General features: G+C 52.7%; 9 protein-coding genes, 9 tRNA genes and 2 rRNA genes. 15 read left to right on the top strand and 5 right to left on the bottom strand.

The window, feature by feature from the left end:
* Positions 1 to 82 precede the first annotated feature (82 nt).
* The 14 genes from pcrB to DVH26_RS36005 all read left to right on the top strand — a co-directional run bounded on the left by pcrB (position 83) and on the right by DVH26_RS36005 (position 11362).
* Positions 83 to 799, top strand: a complete 717-nt coding sequence (gene pcrB, locus DVH26_RS36070) for a heptaprenylglyceryl phosphate synthase (protein WP_239630393.1) — start codon at positions 83 to 85, stop codon at positions 797 to 799.
* 16 nt (positions 800 to 815) lie between these two features.
* Complete coding sequence (pcrA, locus tag DVH26_RS36065; protein ID WP_239630392.1) at positions 816 to 3161, top strand: DNA helicase PcrA; 2346 nt, start codon at positions 816 to 818, stop codon at positions 3159 to 3161.
* A 75-nt stretch (positions 3162 to 3236) separates the two neighbouring features.
* A complete protein-coding gene (gene ligA, locus DVH26_RS36060; protein WP_239630391.1) occupies positions 3237 to 5252 on the top strand; it encodes an NAD-dependent DNA ligase LigA in 2016 nt (671 codons plus the stop codon).
* Between the two features lie 532 nt (positions 5253 to 5784).
* Positions 5785 to 7317, top strand: a 16S ribosomal RNA gene (locus DVH26_RS36055).
* A 91-nt stretch (positions 7318 to 7408) separates the two neighbouring features.
* Positions 7409 to 7484 (top strand) — tRNA-Ala (locus DVH26_RS36050).
* 74 nt (positions 7485 to 7558) lie between these two features.
* A 23S ribosomal RNA gene (locus DVH26_RS36045) occupies positions 7559 to 10481 on the top strand.
* Together the 16S and 23S rRNA genes with 9 tRNA genes alongside form the textbook arrangement of a ribosomal RNA operon.
* Before the next feature lie 98 nt (positions 10482 to 10579).
* A tRNA-Ser gene (locus DVH26_RS36040) sits at positions 10580 to 10667 on the top strand.
* A gap of 6 nt (positions 10668 to 10673) precedes the next feature.
* Positions 10674 to 10750: transfer RNA gene (locus DVH26_RS36035), tRNA-Met, on the top strand.
* A 38-nt stretch (positions 10751 to 10788) separates the two neighbouring features.
* Positions 10789 to 10864 (top strand) — tRNA-Val (locus DVH26_RS36030).
* A 7-nt stretch (positions 10865 to 10871) separates the two neighbouring features.
* Positions 10872 to 10947, top strand: a tRNA-Thr gene (locus DVH26_RS36025).
* Positions 10948 to 10962: 15 nt separating this feature from the next.
* Positions 10963 to 11039 (top strand) — tRNA-Asp (locus DVH26_RS36020).
* Between the two features lie 46 nt (positions 11040 to 11085).
* Positions 11086 to 11161: transfer RNA gene (locus DVH26_RS36015), tRNA-Phe, on the top strand.
* A 33-nt stretch (positions 11162 to 11194) separates the two neighbouring features.
* Positions 11195 to 11280 (top strand) — tRNA-Tyr (locus tag DVH26_RS36010).
* A 9-nt stretch (positions 11281 to 11289) separates the two neighbouring features.
* A tRNA-Lys gene (locus DVH26_RS36005) sits at positions 11290 to 11362 on the top strand.
* A gap of 303 nt (positions 11363 to 11665) precedes the next feature.
* On the opposite strand, the gene DVH26_RS36000 is transcribed toward DVH26_RS36005, so the two are convergent.
* The 5 genes from DVH26_RS36000 to DVH26_RS35980 all read right to left on the bottom strand — a co-directional run bounded on the left by DVH26_RS36000 (position 11666) and on the right by DVH26_RS35980 (position 16024).
* Positions 11666 to 11974 (bottom strand): MTH1187 family thiamine-binding protein, encoded by a 309-nt coding sequence (locus tag DVH26_RS36000; protein ID WP_239630390.1) that lies wholly within the window; start codon positions 11972 to 11974, stop codon positions 11666 to 11668.
* Positions 11975 to 12131: 157 nt separating this feature from the next.
* Positions 12132 to 13703, bottom strand: a complete 1572-nt coding sequence (locus DVH26_RS35995) for a GMC family oxidoreductase (protein WP_239630389.1) — start codon at positions 13701 to 13703, stop codon at positions 12132 to 12134.
* Positions 13693 to 14292, bottom strand: coding sequence for a gluconate 2-dehydrogenase subunit 3 family protein (locus DVH26_RS35990; protein WP_239630388.1), 600 nt, complete (start codon positions 14290 to 14292; stop codon positions 13693 to 13695). The genes DVH26_RS35995 and DVH26_RS35990 overlap by 11 nt, the downstream gene beginning before the upstream one ends.
* A 4-nt stretch (positions 14293 to 14296) precedes the next feature.
* The gene (locus DVH26_RS35985; RefSeq protein WP_239630387.1) at positions 14297 to 14689 is read right to left on the bottom strand and encodes a hypothetical protein; all 393 of its coding nucleotides are present in this window, start codon (positions 14687 to 14689) and stop codon (positions 14297 to 14299) included.
* Between the two features lie 18 nt (positions 14690 to 14707).
* Positions 14708 to 16024 carry a nickel-dependent lactate racemase family protein gene (locus DVH26_RS35980; RefSeq protein ID WP_239630386.1) on the bottom strand — a complete coding sequence of 439 codons (1317 nt, stop codon included), beginning with the start codon at positions 16022 to 16024 and terminating at the stop codon, positions 14708 to 14710.
* A gap of 229 nt (positions 16025 to 16253) precedes the next feature.
* Here DVH26_RS35980 and DVH26_RS35975 point away from each other — a divergent pair, with 229 nt between their 5' ends.
* Positions 16254 to 17369 (top strand): PucR family transcriptional regulator, encoded by a 1116-nt coding sequence (locus DVH26_RS35975; protein ID WP_239630385.1) that lies wholly within the window; start codon positions 16254 to 16256, stop codon positions 17367 to 17369.
* Positions 17370 to 17410: the final 41 nt, after the last annotated feature.

The raw sequence follows: 17410 nt of genomic DNA, 5'->3' as shown, positions 1-17410 counted from the left end.
TAGCATAGACTTGTCTGTAGAGACGGTTATATAAGCAGGTTTGGGAGCCCCAAACTGTCAAACAAGGAACGGAGGCAATACGTTGCATTGGGATTTTAAGCAATGGAACCATATCTTCAAGCTGGACCCGGACCGGGATATTTCCGACGAGCTGCTGGAGCGGGTATGTCTTTCGGGGACGGACGCTATTATTGTAGGAGGATCGTCGGGCGTAACGTTCGACAACACGGTCGACCTATTGTCCCGCATCCGGAGATTCGAGGTGCCTTGTGCACTGGAGATTTCCGATCAGGAGGCGATAGTTCCCGGATTCGACTTCTTCTTCATCCCTATGGTATTGAATGCGGGCGATCCGCAATGGATTATCGGGCATCACCAGCAGGCTTTGCGCGAGTACGGCGCCATCATGGATTGGAGCCAGGTTGTGACCGAAGGCTACGTTATTTTGAACGAGCAGTCCACCGCGGCGCGTGTCACCTCGGCGAATACGGCTTTGGATACGAGGGATGTGGAGGCGTATGCCCGTTTGGCCGACCGGCTGCTGCACTGCCCGATTTTTTATATGGAATACAGCGGTACGTTCGGCGATATGCAGTTGACGGCGAGAATCAAAGAGCTGCTGAAGGATGCCCGATTGTTCTATGGAGGCGGCATCGACAGCCCGGAGAAAGCATATGATGCGGCGCTGGCGGCACATACCGTCGTTGTCGGCAATGCCGTGTACGAGCAGCCGGAGCAAGCGCTGGCTACCGTTCAGGCGGTGAGAGAGGCGAAAGCTTCCGCCGTCAATAAGCAATGAAAGGAAATGGATCCGAATGATTGATATTTTTTCATCTATAAATACTTTGAACCCTCAGCAAAAGAAAGCGGTCGAAACCGTAGACGGTCCGCTGTTGATTATGGCCGGAGCGGGGAGCGGCAAGACCCGTGTGCTTACGCACCGGATCGCTTATTTGATCGCTACCAGAAAAGCGGCTCCGTGGAGCGTTTTGGCGATAACCTTTACGAACAAAGCGGCTCGGGAAATGCAGGAGCGCGTAGGCCATCTCGTAGGAGCCGGAGGACAGGACATTTGGGTATCCACCTTCCACTCCATGTGCGTCCGCATTCTGCGGAAAGATATTTCCCGTATGGGCTTTTCTTCGAGTTTCACCATATTGGATTCGGGAGATCAGCTGTCCGTTGTGAAGAATTGTATGAAGGAACTGAACATCGATTCGAAAAAGTTCGAGCCTAAGGCCGTTCAAGCGGCCATCAGTACGGCGAAGAACGAGCTCAAGTCACCGGAAATGCTCGAGAGCCTGATCGGTGATTACTTCGACGGCATTGTCGCTAGAGTGTACAAGCTGTATCAGAAAAAGCTGAAAAGCAACAACTCGCTCGATTTCGACGATTTGATCATGACGACGATTCAGCTGTTTAAAGAAGTGCCGGAAGTGCTAGAGTTTTACCAGAACAAATTCCAATATATCCACGTCGACGAGTATCAGGATACGAACCGCGCCCAATATATGCTCTGCCTGATGCTGGCGGACAAGCACAAGCGCATTTGCGTCGTAGGGGACAGCGACCAGTCGATTTACCGCTGGCGCGGCGCGGATATCAGCAATATTTTGAACTTTGAGAAGGATTACCCTAACGCGACGACCATATTGCTTGAGCAAAACTACCGCTCCACCTCCAATATATTGAATGCGGCGAACAAGGTAATCGGCAACAATACGGGACGCAAGGCCAAAAATTTGTGGACCGATAAGGGCGATGGCAGCAAAATTCGTTTGTACCAAGCTGATTCCGAGCATGAGGAAGGGTACTTTATTACGAATGAAATCAATAAAAATGTAAAAAGCGGCAAACGCTACGATCATCATGCGATTTTGTACCGTACGAACGCCCAGTCGCGGGTCATAGAGGAAATTTTGATCAAGTCCGATATTCCTTACCAGATCGTCGGCGGCATCAAGTTTTATGACCGTAAAGAGATCAAGGACATTCTCGGTTATCTGCGGCTTATTTCGAATCCAGACGACGATATTTCCTTCGCAAGAATCGTCAATGTGCCCAAACGCGGTATCGGCGATACGACGATCGACCGGTTGGCCGATGCGGCCGGACGCCGAGGTATTTCGATGTTCGCCATGCTGGAGGAGGTCGAAGCGCTCGAAATCGGGACCAAAGCGAAGCACGCCTTGGCGGATTTCCGCGAGATGATCAACAACCTGTACCGGATGGTCGACTATTTGTCCGTAACCGAGCTGACGGAAAAAATGCTCGAGATGACGGAATACCGCGTCGAGCTCCAGCGTGAAAAGACGATTGAAGCGACCGCCCGGTTGGAGAACATCGACGAGTTCCTGTCCGTTACGATGGACTTTGAAAAGCGCAACGAAGACAAGTCGCTCGTCTCGTTCCTGACCGATTTGGCTCTTATCGCGGATATCGATTCGATGAACGACAAAGCGGAAGCGGCGGCCGACGCCAACAATTCCGTCGTGCTGATGACGATGCACAGCGCCAAGGGGCTGGAGTTCCCGGTTGTCTTCATCATCGGGATGGAGGAAGGCGTCTTCCCGCACAGCCGGGCGAACAACGACAATGAAGAGCTCGAGGAGGAGCGCCGCCTCGCTTATGTGGGCATTACGCGCGCGGAACAGGAGCTGTTCCTCACTTGTGCGAGAATGCGTACGCTGTTCGGGCGTACGAATATGAACGCTCCGTCGCGGTTCCTGACGGAGATTCCGGAGGAGCTGCTGGAGGTCGCGTCGCCTGGCGGTACCATCGGCGGACGGTCGGGCGGCAGCTCCTGGGGCAGCCGCGAAGGCCGCTACGGCAGCACCGGCGGCAGCTTCGGCTCCTCCGCGGGCGGCGGCTTCGGCAGCTCGGCCCGGCCGTCTGCGGCAGCGAGCTTCCGCCCGAGCGCGGGCGGAGCCGCCACGGCGGGCGCTGCGCGTCCCGCGGCTGCAGCAGCAGGCGCCGGTGGCGCCAAGCCGGTGACCGACTACAAGATGGGCGATAAAGTCGCCCATGGCAAGTGGGGCACCGGCGTCGTCGTCGCCATCAAGGGATCCGGCGACGATACGGAGCTGCAGATCGCTTTCCCGGCGCCTGTCGGCGTAAAGCGGCTGCTGGCGAAGTTTGCACCGATCACCAAGGAAGGCTGATAAGCATCAGCTTGCTGCTTCCGGTGCGGCGGATTGTTTTGGATATTTCTAATTTGGAGAGGACGGTTTTCCTAAATGACGGATGCTCTGCAGGCCATGAAAGCCCTCATCGAAGAAATTAACCATCATAATTATTTGTATTACACGCTGGATCAGCCGAGTTTAAGCGATGCGGACTATGACAAGCTGTATGACCGTCTTGTGGCGATGGAGCGGGAGACCGGGGTGACTTTGCCCGAATCCCCGACCCAACGGGTAGGCGATCAGCTGCTGAAGGGCTTCGATGAGCATAAGCACAGATCACGGCTGTGGAGCTTGGATAAAGCGCAAAATCAAGAGGATTTGGCCGCATGGCATACCCGTGCTTTGAAGCTGGTGAACGACTACAACAGCAAAAATCCAGATACCCCTCTGCCGCCGCTTTCTTTCGTCATGGAATTGAAATTCGACGGTCTGACATTGAATCTGACCTACGAGGGCGGAAGGCTAGTGCAGGCGGCGACTCGCGGTAACGGCGTGGTGGGCGAAGGCATTCTTGCTCAGGTGAAGACCATCAAATCGATTCCTCTTACCATTCCATATACCGAAGGCGTTATTGAAGTGCAGGGCGAAGGCATTATGAACCTGTCCGTGCTGGACGAATACAACAAGACGGCCGCAGAGCCGCTTAAAAACGCCCGTAATGCGGCAGCCGGGGCTTTGCGTAACCTGAACCCCAAAGTGACGGCAGAACGCAAGCTGAACGCTTATTTTTATAATATCGGCTATACCGATGGTCTTACCTTCCAGGATCATCAGGAGATGGTATCGTTTTTGAGCGACAACCGATTTAAGGTGAGCCCGTTCGTCCGTTTCTTCGATTCGATCGAAGCGGTGGCGGAGGAGCTGGACAACGTTGCTTCCATGCGCAATACGTTTGATTTTCTGATCGACGGACTCGTTGTAAAAATTACGGACATGCGTACGCGCGAGGTACTCGGCTACACGGATAAATTCCCGCGTTGGGCCGTTGCCTTCAAATTCGAGGCGGAGGAAGCGGTCACTACCCTGCTGTCGGTTTCGTGGGAAGTGGGCCGTACGGGCAAAATCACGCCTGTAGCGAAGGTGGAGCCTGTCGACATTGCCGGAGTAACGGTTCAAAACTGTACGCTGAACAATATCGGAGATATCGAGCGCAAAAACCTGAAGTACGCGCTGGGCAGTCAAGTTCTCATTCGCCGTTCCAACGACGTCATTCCCGAAATTCTCGGCAAAGCGACAGAGGAGCAGGACGGACAGGAGATCGTTTATCCGGAGCATTGCCCGTCTTGCGGCTCTACTTTGGAACTGAAGGGCGCGCATTTGTTCTGTTTGAACCGATTGGAGTGCCGTCCGCAGCTGATTGGGCGTATTACGCATTTCGCTTCCCGAGATGCTATGGATATCGAGACGTTCAGCATCATGACCGCCGAGCAGCTGTACCAGGAGCTTGACGTGCGTGACCCGGCCGATCTGTATGATCTGACTTTCGACGACTTGATTAAGCTGGAGCGGTTCGGAGAGAAGAAGGCGAACAAGCTGCTCGCGGCCTTTGAGAAAAGCAAACAATGCGATCTCGCGTCGTTCTTATTTGCGCTGGGCATTCCCAACACCGGGAAAACGACCACGAGGGTGCTCGCGGATCATTACCGCAGCTTGGATAAAATCATGCAGGCTACGGCCGAGGAGCTCGTTACGCTGCAGGATATCGGCGGCATTGTGGCCGACAGCATCGTGAGCTTCTTCCGCGACCCGGTCATGCAGCGCAGCATCGAGCGTCTGCTTCAATCCGGAGTGAACCCGGTAAGCGAGGAAGCACCGGTTGTGGCGAATACTGATAATCCGTTCTTCGGCAAGACCGTTGTGCTTACCGGCACCTTATCTTCAATGAGCCGGGATGAAGCGGGCAAGAAGCTGGAGGCAATGGGCGCCAAAATTACCGGCAGCGTATCGAAAAAGACCGATATCGTCATCGCCGGAGAAAGCGCCGGAAGCAAGCTGACCAAAGCGCAGGAGCTGGGCATACGAGTTATTACCGATGAGCAGGAGCTGCTTCAGCTTTTGAACGGATAACAGTAACATTAGGAAGGGGGGCTCTTGGCGAGCCTCCCTTTTTAATACCAGTAGGGAAGGTGAAATTATTATCAGCAAATCGATTCAGGAATTGTATAGTTTGACTTGAGAAGGCGCACCCTGTAATGGACCGCTTATAGTGACGATTCTGAACTGACCTAGTGCTTGATCCTGTAGCATTTCAAAGGTAATATGAGTCTTGCGGCAAGGCGGTTAATAGGACGAATTGAACGCCAAAATGGGATGCTATAAGTTTTTTAAAAAAATAGTTGCATTCCATAGCTGATTTGTGGTACATTACTTTTTGTCGCCGCTGAGGGCTGAGAGGTTCGAGGGACGACAGCAACAAAATGGAAATAATAAAAAGTTGCAAAAGATTGTCGAATATGATAAGATAACTTCTTGTCACGACAAAAAAGTGATGCAACGAAAGCTCTTTGAAAACTGAACAAATGATGTTTGAAATGCCAGTAATTGTTTTATCATTTTGAGCTTAAGACAAGCTCTGTTATACGGTCGCTTCGGCGACACTTTAATGGAGAGTTTGATCCTGGCTCAGGACGAACGCTGGCGGCGTGCCTAATACATGCAAGTCGAGCGGTCCCTTCGGGGATAGCGGCGGACGGGTGAGTAACACGTAGGCAACCTGCCTGCAAGACCGGGATAACTATCGGAAACGATAGCTAAGACCGGATAGCTGGTTTCCTCGCATGAGGGAATCATGAAACACGGGGCAACCTGTGGCTTGCAGATGGGCCTGCGGCGCATTAGCTAGTTGGTAGGGTAACGGCCTACCAAGGCGACGATGCGTAGCCGACCTGAGAGGGTGATCGGCCACACTGGGACTGAGACACGGCCCAGACTCCTACGGGAGGCAGCAGTAGGGAATCTTCCGCAATGGACGCAAGTCTGACGGAGCAACGCCGCGTGAGTGATGAAGGTTTTCGGATCGTAAAGCTCTGTTGCCAGGGAAGAACGCCATGGGGAGTAACTGCCCTGTGGGTGACGGTACCTGAGAAGAAAGCCCCGGCTAACTACGTGCCAGCAGCCGCGGTAATACGTAGGGGGCAAGCGTTGTCCGGAATTATTGGGCGTAAAGCGCGCGCAGGCGGTCATTTAAGTTTGGTGTTTAAGCCCGGGGCTCAACCCCGGATCGCACTGAAAACTGGATGACTTGAGTGCGGGAGAGGAAAGTGGAATTCCACGTGTAGCGGTGAAATGCGTAGAGATGTGGAGGAACACCAGTGGCGAAGGCGACTTTCTGGACCGTAACTGACGCTGAGGCGCGAAAGCGTGGGGAGCAAACAGGATTAGATACCCTGGTAGTCCACGCCGTAAACGATGAGTGCTAGGTGTTAGGGGTTTCGATACCCTTGGTGCCGAAGTAAACACAGTAAGCACTCCGCCTGGGGAGTACGCTCGCAAGAGTGAAACTCAAAGGAATTGACGGGGACCCGCACAAGCAGTGGAGTATGTGGTTTAATTCGAAGCAACGCGAAGAACCTTACCAGGTCTTGACATCTGGGTGAAACGTCTAGAGATAGGCGCCCTCTTCGGAGCACCCAAGACAGGTGGTGCATGGTTGTCGTCAGCTCGTGTCGTGAGATGTTGGGTTAAGTCCCGCAACGAGCGCAACCCTTGACTTTAGTTGCCAGCATTGAGTTGGGCACTCTAGAGTGACTGCCGGTGACAAACCGGAGGAAGGCGGGGATGACGTCAAATCATCATGCCCCTTATGACCTGGGCTACACACGTACTACAATGGCCGGTACAACGGGAAGCGAAGCCGCGAGGTGGAGCCAATCCTTAGAAGCCGGTCTCAGTTCGGATTGCAGGCTGCAACTCGCCTGCATGAAGTCGGAATTGCTAGTAATCGCGGATCAGCATGCCGCGGTGAATACGTTCCCGGGTCTTGTACACACCGCCCGTCACACCACGAGAGTTTACAACACCCGAAGTCGGTGGGGTAACCGCAAGGAGCCAGCCGCCGAAGGTGGGGTAGATGATTGGGGTGAAGTCGTAACAAGGTAGCCGTATCGGAAGGTGCGGCTGGATCACCTCCTTTCTATGGAGTCCATGATGACTGCAGGTCATCGGACATAATAAGGCATTCAAATCATCATTTGTTCAGTTTTGATGGAGTTTTCCATCATTATGGGGCCATAGCTCAGCTGGGAGAGCGCCTGCCTTGCAAGCAGGAGGTCAGCGGTTCGATCCCGCTTGGCTCCACCATATGAATTACAGATTGTTCCTTGAAAACTAGATAACGAAATGAATTGCGTAGAGCAAACAAAGTGTATTAGCAAGGTTAAGCTAATAAGAGCACACGGAGGATGCCTAGGCACTAGGAGCCGAAGAAGGACGTGGCGAACGACGATATCGCCTCGGGGAGCCGTAAGCAGGCTTTGATCCGGGGATGTCCGAATGGGGGAACCCAGCTGAGGTAATTCTCAGTTACTCACATCTGAATACATAGGGTGTGCAGAGGCATACGAGGGGAACTGAAACATCTAAGTACCCTCAGGAGAAGAAAACAAAAGTGATTCCGTCAGTAGCGGCGAGCGAAAGCGGAACAGCCCAAACCAGAGGGCTTGCCCTCTGGGGTTGTGGGACGTCAATGTGCGAAAAGTTGGTTAGGCGAAGCAGTCTGGAAAGGCTCACCATAGGGGGTAACAGTCCTGTAGCTAAAAACCAACGTATCGCTAGACGGATCCCGAGTACCGCGAGACACGTGAAACCTCGTGGGAAGCAGGCAGGACCATCTGCCAAGGCTAAATACTCCCTAGTGACCGATAGTGAAGCAGTACCGTGAGGGAAAGGTGAAAAGAACCGCGGGAGCGGAGTGAAATAGAACCTGAAACCGTGTGCTTACAAGAAGTCAGAGCCCGTTAATGGGTGATGGCGTGCCTTTTGTAGAATGAACCGGCGAGTTACGTTCCCGTGCAAGGTTAAGGTGAGAAGCCGAAGCCGCAGCGAAAGCGAGTCTGAATAGGGCGAATGAGTACGTGGGCGTAGACCCGAAACCGTGTGATCTACCCCTGTCCAGGGTGAAGGTGCGGTAACACGCACTGGAGGCCCGAACCCACGAATGTTGAAAAATTCGGGGATGAGGTGGGGGTAGCGGAGAAATTCCAATCGAACTCGGAGATAGCTGGTTCTCCCCGAAATAGCTTTAGGGCTAGCCTCGGGAGATGAGTAGTGGAGGTAAAGCACTGATTGGGTGCGGGGCCCGCCAAGGGTTACCAAGTCCAGTCAAACTCTGAATGCCACATACTTTATCCCGGGAGTCAGACAGTGAGTGCTAAGATCCATTGTCAAGAGGGAAACAGCCCAGACCATCAGCTAAGGTCCCCAAGTGTGTGTTAAGTGGGAAAGGATGTGGAGTTGCGCAGACAACCAGGATGTTGGCTTAGAAGCAGCCACCATTGAAAGAGTGCGTAATAGCTCACTGGTCGAGTGACTCTGCGCCGAAAATGTAACGGGGCTAAACACGCCACCGAAGCTATGGATTGCAGATGATAAATCTGTTCTGGTAGGGGAGCGTTGTATGTAGGTTGAAGGTCGATCGTAAGGACGGCTGGACAGCATACAAGTGAGAATGCCGGTATGAGTAACGAAAAGACAAGTGAGAATCTTGTCCGCCGAAAGCCTAAGGGTTCCTGAGGAAGGCTCGTCCGCTCAGGGTAAGTCGGGACCTAAGGCGAGGCCGAAAGGCGTAGTCGAAGGACAACAGGTTGATATTCCTGTACCACCGTGAACCGTTATGAGCAATGGGGTGACGCAGAAGGATAGTGACGCGGGCTGATGGATGCCCGTCCAAGCAGAGAGGCTGATGTGTAGGCAAATCCGCACATCGTTAAGGCTGGTCTGTGATGGGGAGTGAAATTAATAGTAGCGAAGGTCATGAGTTCAGGCTGCCAAGAAAAGCCTCTAGCCAGGGAGAAGGTGCCCGTACCGCAAACCGACACAGGTAGGCGAGCAGAGCATGCTAAGGCGCGCGGAAGAACTCTCGTTAAGGAACTCGGCAAAATGACCCCGTAACTTCGGGAGAAGGGGTGCCTCGGTAGGGTGAATAGCCCGAGGGGGCCGCAGTGAAAAGGCCCAAGCGACTGTTTAGCAAAAACACAGGTCTGTGCGAAGCCGCAAGGCGAAGTATACGGGCTGACGCCTGCCCGGTGCTGGAAGGTTAAGGGGAGTGGTTAGGGGCAACCCGAAGCTATGAACCGAAGCCCCAGTAAACGGCGGCCGTAACTATAACGGTCCTAAGGTAGCGAAATTCCTTGTCAGGTAAATTCTGACCCGCACGAATGGCGTAACGACTTGGGCGCTGTCTCAACGAGAGATCCGGTGAAATTTTAATACCTGTGAAGATGCAGGTTACCCGCGACAAGACGGAAAGACCCCATGGAGCTTTACTGCAGCTTGATATTGGACTTTGGTACGATCTGTACAGGATAGGTGGGAGCCTGAGAAGCATGAGCGCCAGCTTGTGTGGAGGCGACGTTGGGATACCACCCTGATCGTATCGGAGTTCTAACCCGCGGCCGTAATCCGGTCGGGGAACAGTGTCAGGTGGGCAGTTTGACTGGGGCGGTCGCCTCCTAAAAAGTAACGGAGGCGCCCCAAGGTTCCCTCAGAATGGTTGGAAATCATTCGAAGAGTGCAAAGGCATAAGGGAGCTTGACTGCGAGACAAACAGGTCGAGCAGGGACGAAAGTCGGGCTTAGTGATCCGGTGGTACCGAATGGAAGGGCCATCGCTCAACGGATAAAAGCTACCCTGGGGATAACAGGCTTATCTCCCCCAAGAGTCCACATCGACGGGGAGGTTTGGCACCTCGATGTCGGCTCATCGCATCCTGGGGCTGAAGTAGGTCCCAAGGGTTGGGCTGTTCGCCCATTAAAGCGGTACGCGAGCTGGGTTCAGAACGTCGTGAGACAGTTCGGTCCCTATCTGTCGTGGGCGTAGGAAATTTGAGAGGAGCTGTCCTTAGTACGAGAGGACCGGGATGGACGTACCGCTGGTGTACCAGTTGTTCCGCCAGGAGCACGGCTGGATAGCTACGTACGGACGGGATAAGCGCTGAAAGCATCTAAGCGTGAAGCCCCCCTCAAGATGAGATTTCCCAGTATGTAAGACCCCTTGAAGACGACGAGGTAGATAGGTTCGGGGTGGAAGCACGGCAACGTGTGGAGCTAACGAATACTAATCGGTCGAGGGCTTATCCATGCCATACGAAGTATGGTTGGAGATGCAATACACTTGCTCATTACACGCATCGTTTCGTATCTAGTTTTCAAGGAACAAACAAGATTGTTCTTGATCTTGGAGAGATACCCAAGTGGCTCAAGGGGACCCTCTGCTAAGGGGTTAGACTGCGTAAGTGGTGCGAGGGTTCGAATCCCTCTCTCTCCGTATCGTGGCGGCGTAGCTCAGCTGGCTAGAGCGTACGGTTCATACCCGTAAGGTCGGGGGTTCGATCCCCTCTGCCGCTACCATATTTATTTTTAAATGGTTCGACTTGCTTCATAAAGATGGAGGCTTAGCTCAGCTGGGAGAGCATCTGCCTTACAAGCAGAGGGTCGGCGGTTCGATCCCGTCAGCCTCCACCATCAATATGCCGTTGTAGCTCAATTGGTAGAGCAACTGACTTGTAATCAGTAGGTTGGGGGTTCAAGTCCTCTCGACGGCACCATGTTTTACTTAATGCGGAGCCGTGGTGTAGAGGCCTAACATGCCTGCCTGTCACGCAGGAGACCGCGGGTTCGAATCCCGTCGGCTCCGCCATTTTTTTTCATAGCCTGTCTCGAAACAGGACAAACTAATTACATATGGCTCGGTAGCTCAGTCGGTAGAGCAGAGGACTGAAAATCCTCGTGTCGGCGGTTCGATTCCGTCCCGAGCCACCATTGGCTTTCTAAATATTAGATTAGCCGAAACATGGAGGCTTAGCGAAGTGGCCAAACGCAGCAGACTGTAAATCTGTTCTCTGACGAGTTCGGTGGTTCGAATCCATCAGCCTCCACCATGTTTTTATGAGTCATTAGCTCAGTTGGTAGAGCACCTGACTTTTAATCAGGGTGTCGTAGGTTCGAGTCCTACATGACTCATGTTTTTATAATCGAAATTAGCAGACCTCTTCGGAGGTCTTTTTTTTATTTCATTATATACTGTGATCTTGAAGACCATGGATCAATCAGAAAAAAGCGGCCCGGTTTGGACCGCCTGCTCCCAAGCAATCATGCAGTAAGCAGCATCTGTAGATCGCCATCGCACCTGCCACTAACGCTACTACAGTATAGATACGTATGCTATGCTCTAGAACGCCTATTTCACATCTTTGTATTGTATGACGAACTGCTCCCATCCAACCTCACACACAAGAGCTCTCCGACTACCTGCCGCCACATTAATTACTTCTTCATTTTCTCCGCTACAGACTTCAGCTTCTGCTCGATAGAGCCCGATTTATCTCTCCGGTCATCAAGTTTGATGGATGTCGAAACCCGCTGAGCACCGTGTGAGAAAGGAACCTCATGAAGCCGGCGAATGACGTTCATCAGGTCGTCCAGCGATCCTTCGATGATCGTGCTCATGGCCGTCATTTCATAATGAATCGGCTCTTCGGCCTGTTCCAATACTTGCTGTATATCGGCAACATATTGACTTAAGCTGGTCGTATTCGTGCCAATAGGGATAATCGTTAGTTCGGCAATAGCCATTTCGTGCGCCTCCTGATTCTTTAGTACATCTACATTTACATACCTCTATTGTACTGGTTGTATAGACATGCTTCAAACGAAAAAAGCCTCTTACCCTGTCAGATAGAGATCCAAGGCAAGAGGGAGTGAAAAGCCGGAACCGCACTATAAGACTAGCCTACAATTCAAGCCGTGTAGCTTTGCTCTTGATGTAATCGGCGGTTCGGGCTGCAAGAGCCATGACCGTGTTGGTAGGGTTGCCTCCACCGGAAGTGACGAAGATGCTGGCGTCGCAAACAAACAAGTTCGGGATATCGTGTGTTTGCCCGTAAGAGTTGACGACGGAGGTGGCCGGGTCATTGCCCATCCTGCAGCCGCCCATCAAGTGTGCCGTATCGGGTACGACGATTTCCGGTTTGCCCCCTGCCGCTTCAAGAATGGCGCTCATTTGGTCTACGGCGTGACGTATTAAGCGCTGATCATTCTCACCGTAGCTGAACGTCACTTTTGCACGAGGAAGTCCGTATTGATCCTTTTCCTCGCTCAGCGCAATGGAGTTGTCCGGATTCGGCAGCACTTCGCCAACCATCGTTACTCGGCCGTAGTAGTTGTAGTCTAGCATCGTACTACGAAGTCGTGCGCCCCATATCGGTGTATTGGAGGAACGGGTAACCCCGGCAGCAAAACCAACCGGTCTGGCGCCATGGGCATGAAGCGTATAGCCTCTTACAAAATCGCGGTCGGCCGACGTTTCATAAAAGTCCTGCGTACTCGCCAATACGGGAGTTCCTTTATATAAACGGATCTCCTCGTTGAATTTGGCGTAAACATCTTGACTGCTGTGCGTCATGAATGCTTTACCAACCCAGCCGCTGCTGTTGGCGAGCCCGTCAGGAAATCGGGAGTTTGCCGAATTCAGCAGCAGCCGCGGCGTTTCCACTACATAGGCGGAGACGATCACTAGCCGAGCACGCTGCTCGTAAGTCTGTCCTTGGTGGATAAACGTGACGCCGGTTGCCAATCCGCTGTCATTCGTTAATATTTGCGTCACCATACAATCGCCAAGCACTTCGGCTCCGGCCTGGACCGCTTTCGGGATATGAACGATGAGCGTGCTGAATTTGGCGTTGGGCATGCAGCCTTGATTGCAGAAGCCCCTGTTAATGCAAGGAGGGCGATCTTCAAAAGGCGCTGATAAAATGGCAAGCGGAGTCACGACAGAACGGATGCCGAGCTGCTCGCAGCCTTTTTGGAAAACGAAGGCATTGGGGCTTAAAGGATCTCGTTCCGGATACGGGTAAGGTCCATGGAAGCTGCCCCATGGAAAATGCTTCGGCCCGGATACGGCAATTTCTTTTTCAACTTTATCGTAGTAGGGGGCCAGGTCTTCGTAGCGGATCGGCCAATCGTCCGCAACGCCGTCACGGGTTTTGGCAGCAAAGTCCGACTCATGGAAGCGAAGAAAGACGCCGGTGAAATGAACCGTGCCCCCGCCTACCCCTTTGCCCGAGTTGTTATGTCCCATCTGTAGTGGATCTTGTCCATCGACAATCCGGGTGTCCTGCCAGCCCAGTCGCTGCATGGATAATTCGTCGCTCGCGAAATCGCGCTGCGGATCAAGATGCGGCCCTGCATCCAGCACGACAACGCTCATTCCGGCTTCACTCAGCTCTTTGGCAAGAACGCCTCCGGCCGCACCGGCACCAACAATGACCACATCAACTTCTTCTCCTTCGTATTTACGCTTCATACTTCGGCTTCGCCTCCCAAGGGTCCAATTGTCCGGGATGCATCCGCACATACCCACGGGGGTATGCGGGACCGCCGTATCCAATCTCGGACCATATGCGCGGATGGGAATAATACGCTTCCGTTGTTAAGGTGAGCAGCTTGCGGAAGAACGCTTCCTGGGGTACCGGCTTCCAGACTTCGAAAGGTGTCGCTTCGCCGGAGCTGATAGCGGTCATGATCTCGAGCCGGCGCTCATCCTCCAAATGAAAAAAACGCTCGGTATAAAGCAGCTGGCACGAATCGTCCAATGCTTCCAAACCGGATTTCACGAGAACCGAAGAAGGAGGGAGGCCTTGTTTTCTCTCGCTTTCGACTCCCGAGGAGAGGCTGCGATCCAGATGCTCTATGACGTATTGAATAATTTCCCCTCTATCGTCGTCCATGAGCAAGCTGCACCATATCCGCAAAGTTTCCGCTTCCACCACCGTAAGGGACAAGTAATCTCCGCCCGTATGCAGCCGTTCATTGACGATAGCGCGGGTATGAGGATCCCATTCATGCTGTGCGGCCATTACGTCGTAGGTTGGATAATAAGTGTCTTTGTTCATCCGGCTACCTCCAGTACATAACTATCAAGCCCAGAGCGCACATCGCAATAAACAAAACCGGCATAATAACGGGAGGTCCGACTAAGAAGTTACGCATGGTCCAGCCTCCAACACGCACACCGACCCCATGGAAATGGTAGTAGAATCCTGCGGATCCAATCAAGACTCCGACCCACATCAAGCCGGTGAACAGCCAAACAAGCCAGCCGGCATGAACCATGGCTAGAGCCAGACCGGTTACGCTGAACAGCGGCGATGCTATGATAGGCGCCCACATGGATTTGTGGTGGAAATTTTGGCGGTAATGCGATAAGGTGACCTGTACCCATATGGCAAAAAAGGCGATTGCGACGAACAGTATGATCATTCGATCCAGCGTCCATTGTGTCCAATGCATGGTACAACCTCCGTAGGTTCATTTTGGCGGGCTTTGAGGCTTTTGAAGCACTTGCGGATAGGTGAGCGAGCCAAACGGCATGACAGCCAATTTGACGGCTTTATTGGTCAATGCCAAATGAAAGGCGGATTGCAGGTTTTCGGCTGGAATGAAGCCGAGTAGCTCAACGATCGGCCGCGGAATAGATGAATGCAAATAGACCGTGTGACGCGACAATACGTCGTCCAGATGAAGGAGCTTGTGCGCTCCGAGCTGAAACTGCTGCTTCAGCTTATCAACCGCCCGCTTGCGGTCCCTCATCGTCTCTACCCATAGCGAGAGTGTCCCATTACCCATCATTTCGGCACATTCCGCCGCCATCAAAATCGTCCCTCCGGGCTTCGTAATAGCAGAAGCATTGCGCAGCGCTTTAATGGACTGGTACATCTGCATATCCTTCGGATGGCCTCCGGGAGAAACGACGGTTACATCATAATCGGTCTGCGACGGTACGATAAACCGGGCTCCCGCCTTGTCGATAGCGGTTCGATGCGCCTGGATCACGTGGCCTGCTACTGCCTCCAAAATGTGCTGTTTATGGTTAACGATCACATTGAGCATAAAATCGATGTTAATAAACCTGAGAGCCTCCGCCATGTCGCGATGTACGGGATTATCCGTCTCACCAGGCACCGTTCTGCCGTTCATGGACAAGCTGTGATTATGCTGGATGCACCGTTCGGAAGCAATTCCCGGAATGACGGCCTTGACGCCTCCCGACACGCCTGCCATCGCATGGGGCTCGATGTTGCCCGTAACGATCCGCAGATCGGCCTCTACCGCAATCCGGTTGATTTCGACAGGAGTGCCGGCTGACGTCGTACCGAGATAAATGCAATCTTCCGCGGCAGCGCTATGGTTAAGGACACGGACGCGCGTGTATACCCGTGCTCCGACCAGCCGTTCCATTTCCTGTGGCGTATGCTGGCGGTGCATCCCTAACGCAATCAGAATGGTAATGGCATCGTCGTGAACTCCCCCTAGGTTCAGCTCATCCAGCAGAAGAGGGAGAATGATGTGGCTTGGACATAGTCTCGTCCCATCGCTGATCATAATAACTGCGTGCTTCTTTCCGCGGGCGAGCTCACGCAATGGAGGGGTCCCGTCCGGGCGGTTCAACGTATCGCGAATGCGGGTGAGAGAGACCGCTTCGTCTCCGTCATTTTCGTTCATGCGGTAATTGACGACATCATAGGGCTGTGTATCAGGGATATCCAGAGGAACGGTGCCCGTGCCGTAAGGTATGTAAAAAATTGCGGCTCCTCCTCCATGAAATGATGAACACGAACAGTTCAATTATTTCCATTAGCCTGCGAAATATCCTAGAAAGCCGGGAGCCGGCAGGAGGTCATTTTTACCACAGGCGTTGGATGAAAATCCAGGATAAAGAGGAGAGGATAGGAGCTTTGCGGAAGCATGAGGTGGGAATATGCATGGATGCATTTGATTTTGTTGGTTTTATGACGCAGATTTTTTTGTTATGATAAAAATATAAAGATAAATTCATAACGTTGGGAGCTCGGGAATGGATTGGGAACCGTTGAGGCAGCAGCTGGAACATATTTTGCAAGTACCTGTTAGGTTGTCGAAATGGACATGGGAGCAGTGGCTGAGAGAGGCGGATACCGAAGCGAAAGGCAAAGGCGCACCGCCCAAAAGCTTGAGCAACGACCAGCAGGTCGTCTTTTTAGTCCATAAAGAAGCGCAAGAAGCGCTTGTACTGACCGTCGAAGCCGGCGGACTGACTGCATCGGAACGTCAGCTTGTAGAATTGATGCTGGAGTCGAGACGAGTCCAGGACAAGAAGCCTGCCGTATCTGTCAGCGAGGAAGAACGAAAAGTCGGGATGGTTCGCGACTGGTTCAAGCAGCAGCAGGATGTGGGGCTGTCCAATGCGGAGATGCCGGATACGCTCGTTTCTCAGTTGTCGCTATATACGACGAAAATTCCGCTTCTGCTCTATGGCGATTATTCGCAATCCCGCAAAGTAAGCTATCAGGAGCTGAAGAAGCTTCTCGAATCGTTCTTCGAAGCCGAAATCATCCTTATCCCTTTAATGGATAAAGAGTGGCTCATTCTCGGCTCGGAGAAAATGCTGTCGATGGACGGCGCGGACGAGAAGGAGTATGGCGAAGAGGATAGTCTGGAGGATACGCTCGCCGCGATAGGGTACGGGCTGCATGAAATGCTGGAGAACGAATGGGTCGGAGAGTGCCATTTGGCCATCCATTATCCTATCATTCCGTCCAAATCGCTCTACGCTACGGTGCTGCAGCTTAGAGAGACGATGATGCTGGGCCGAACATACCATATGGGTAACAATATGCATCTTCCCTGGATGCTGCAGCTGGAGAAGCTTATCAATCTGATCCCCGAAGCGGAAAAAACAAATTTCCTCGAACGGGTACTGAAGCGGCTCGATGTGGCGCTCGATGCGGAGACGATGACGACGCTGGAGCAATTTTTTCAGCTCGACTGCAACGTCAGCGAAACCGCGAAGAAGCTGTATATTCACCGCAATACGCTGTTATACAGACTGGACAAGTTCAAACAGGAAACGGGACTCGACGTCCGCACATTTAACGATGCCGTGTTGGTGAAGATTGCATTGCTTTTGTACAAAGTAACGAAAAGAAAGTAATTTTTTTGTGAAGATTGTGCATAGTCACATATCCGATCCTA

Source organism: Paenibacillus sp. H1-7, from assembly GCF_022354825.1.
Taxonomy (GTDB): domain Bacteria; phylum Bacillota; class Bacilli; order Paenibacillales; family NBRC-103111; genus Paenibacillus_S.
This window is presented reverse-complemented; position numbering and strand designations above follow the sequence as displayed.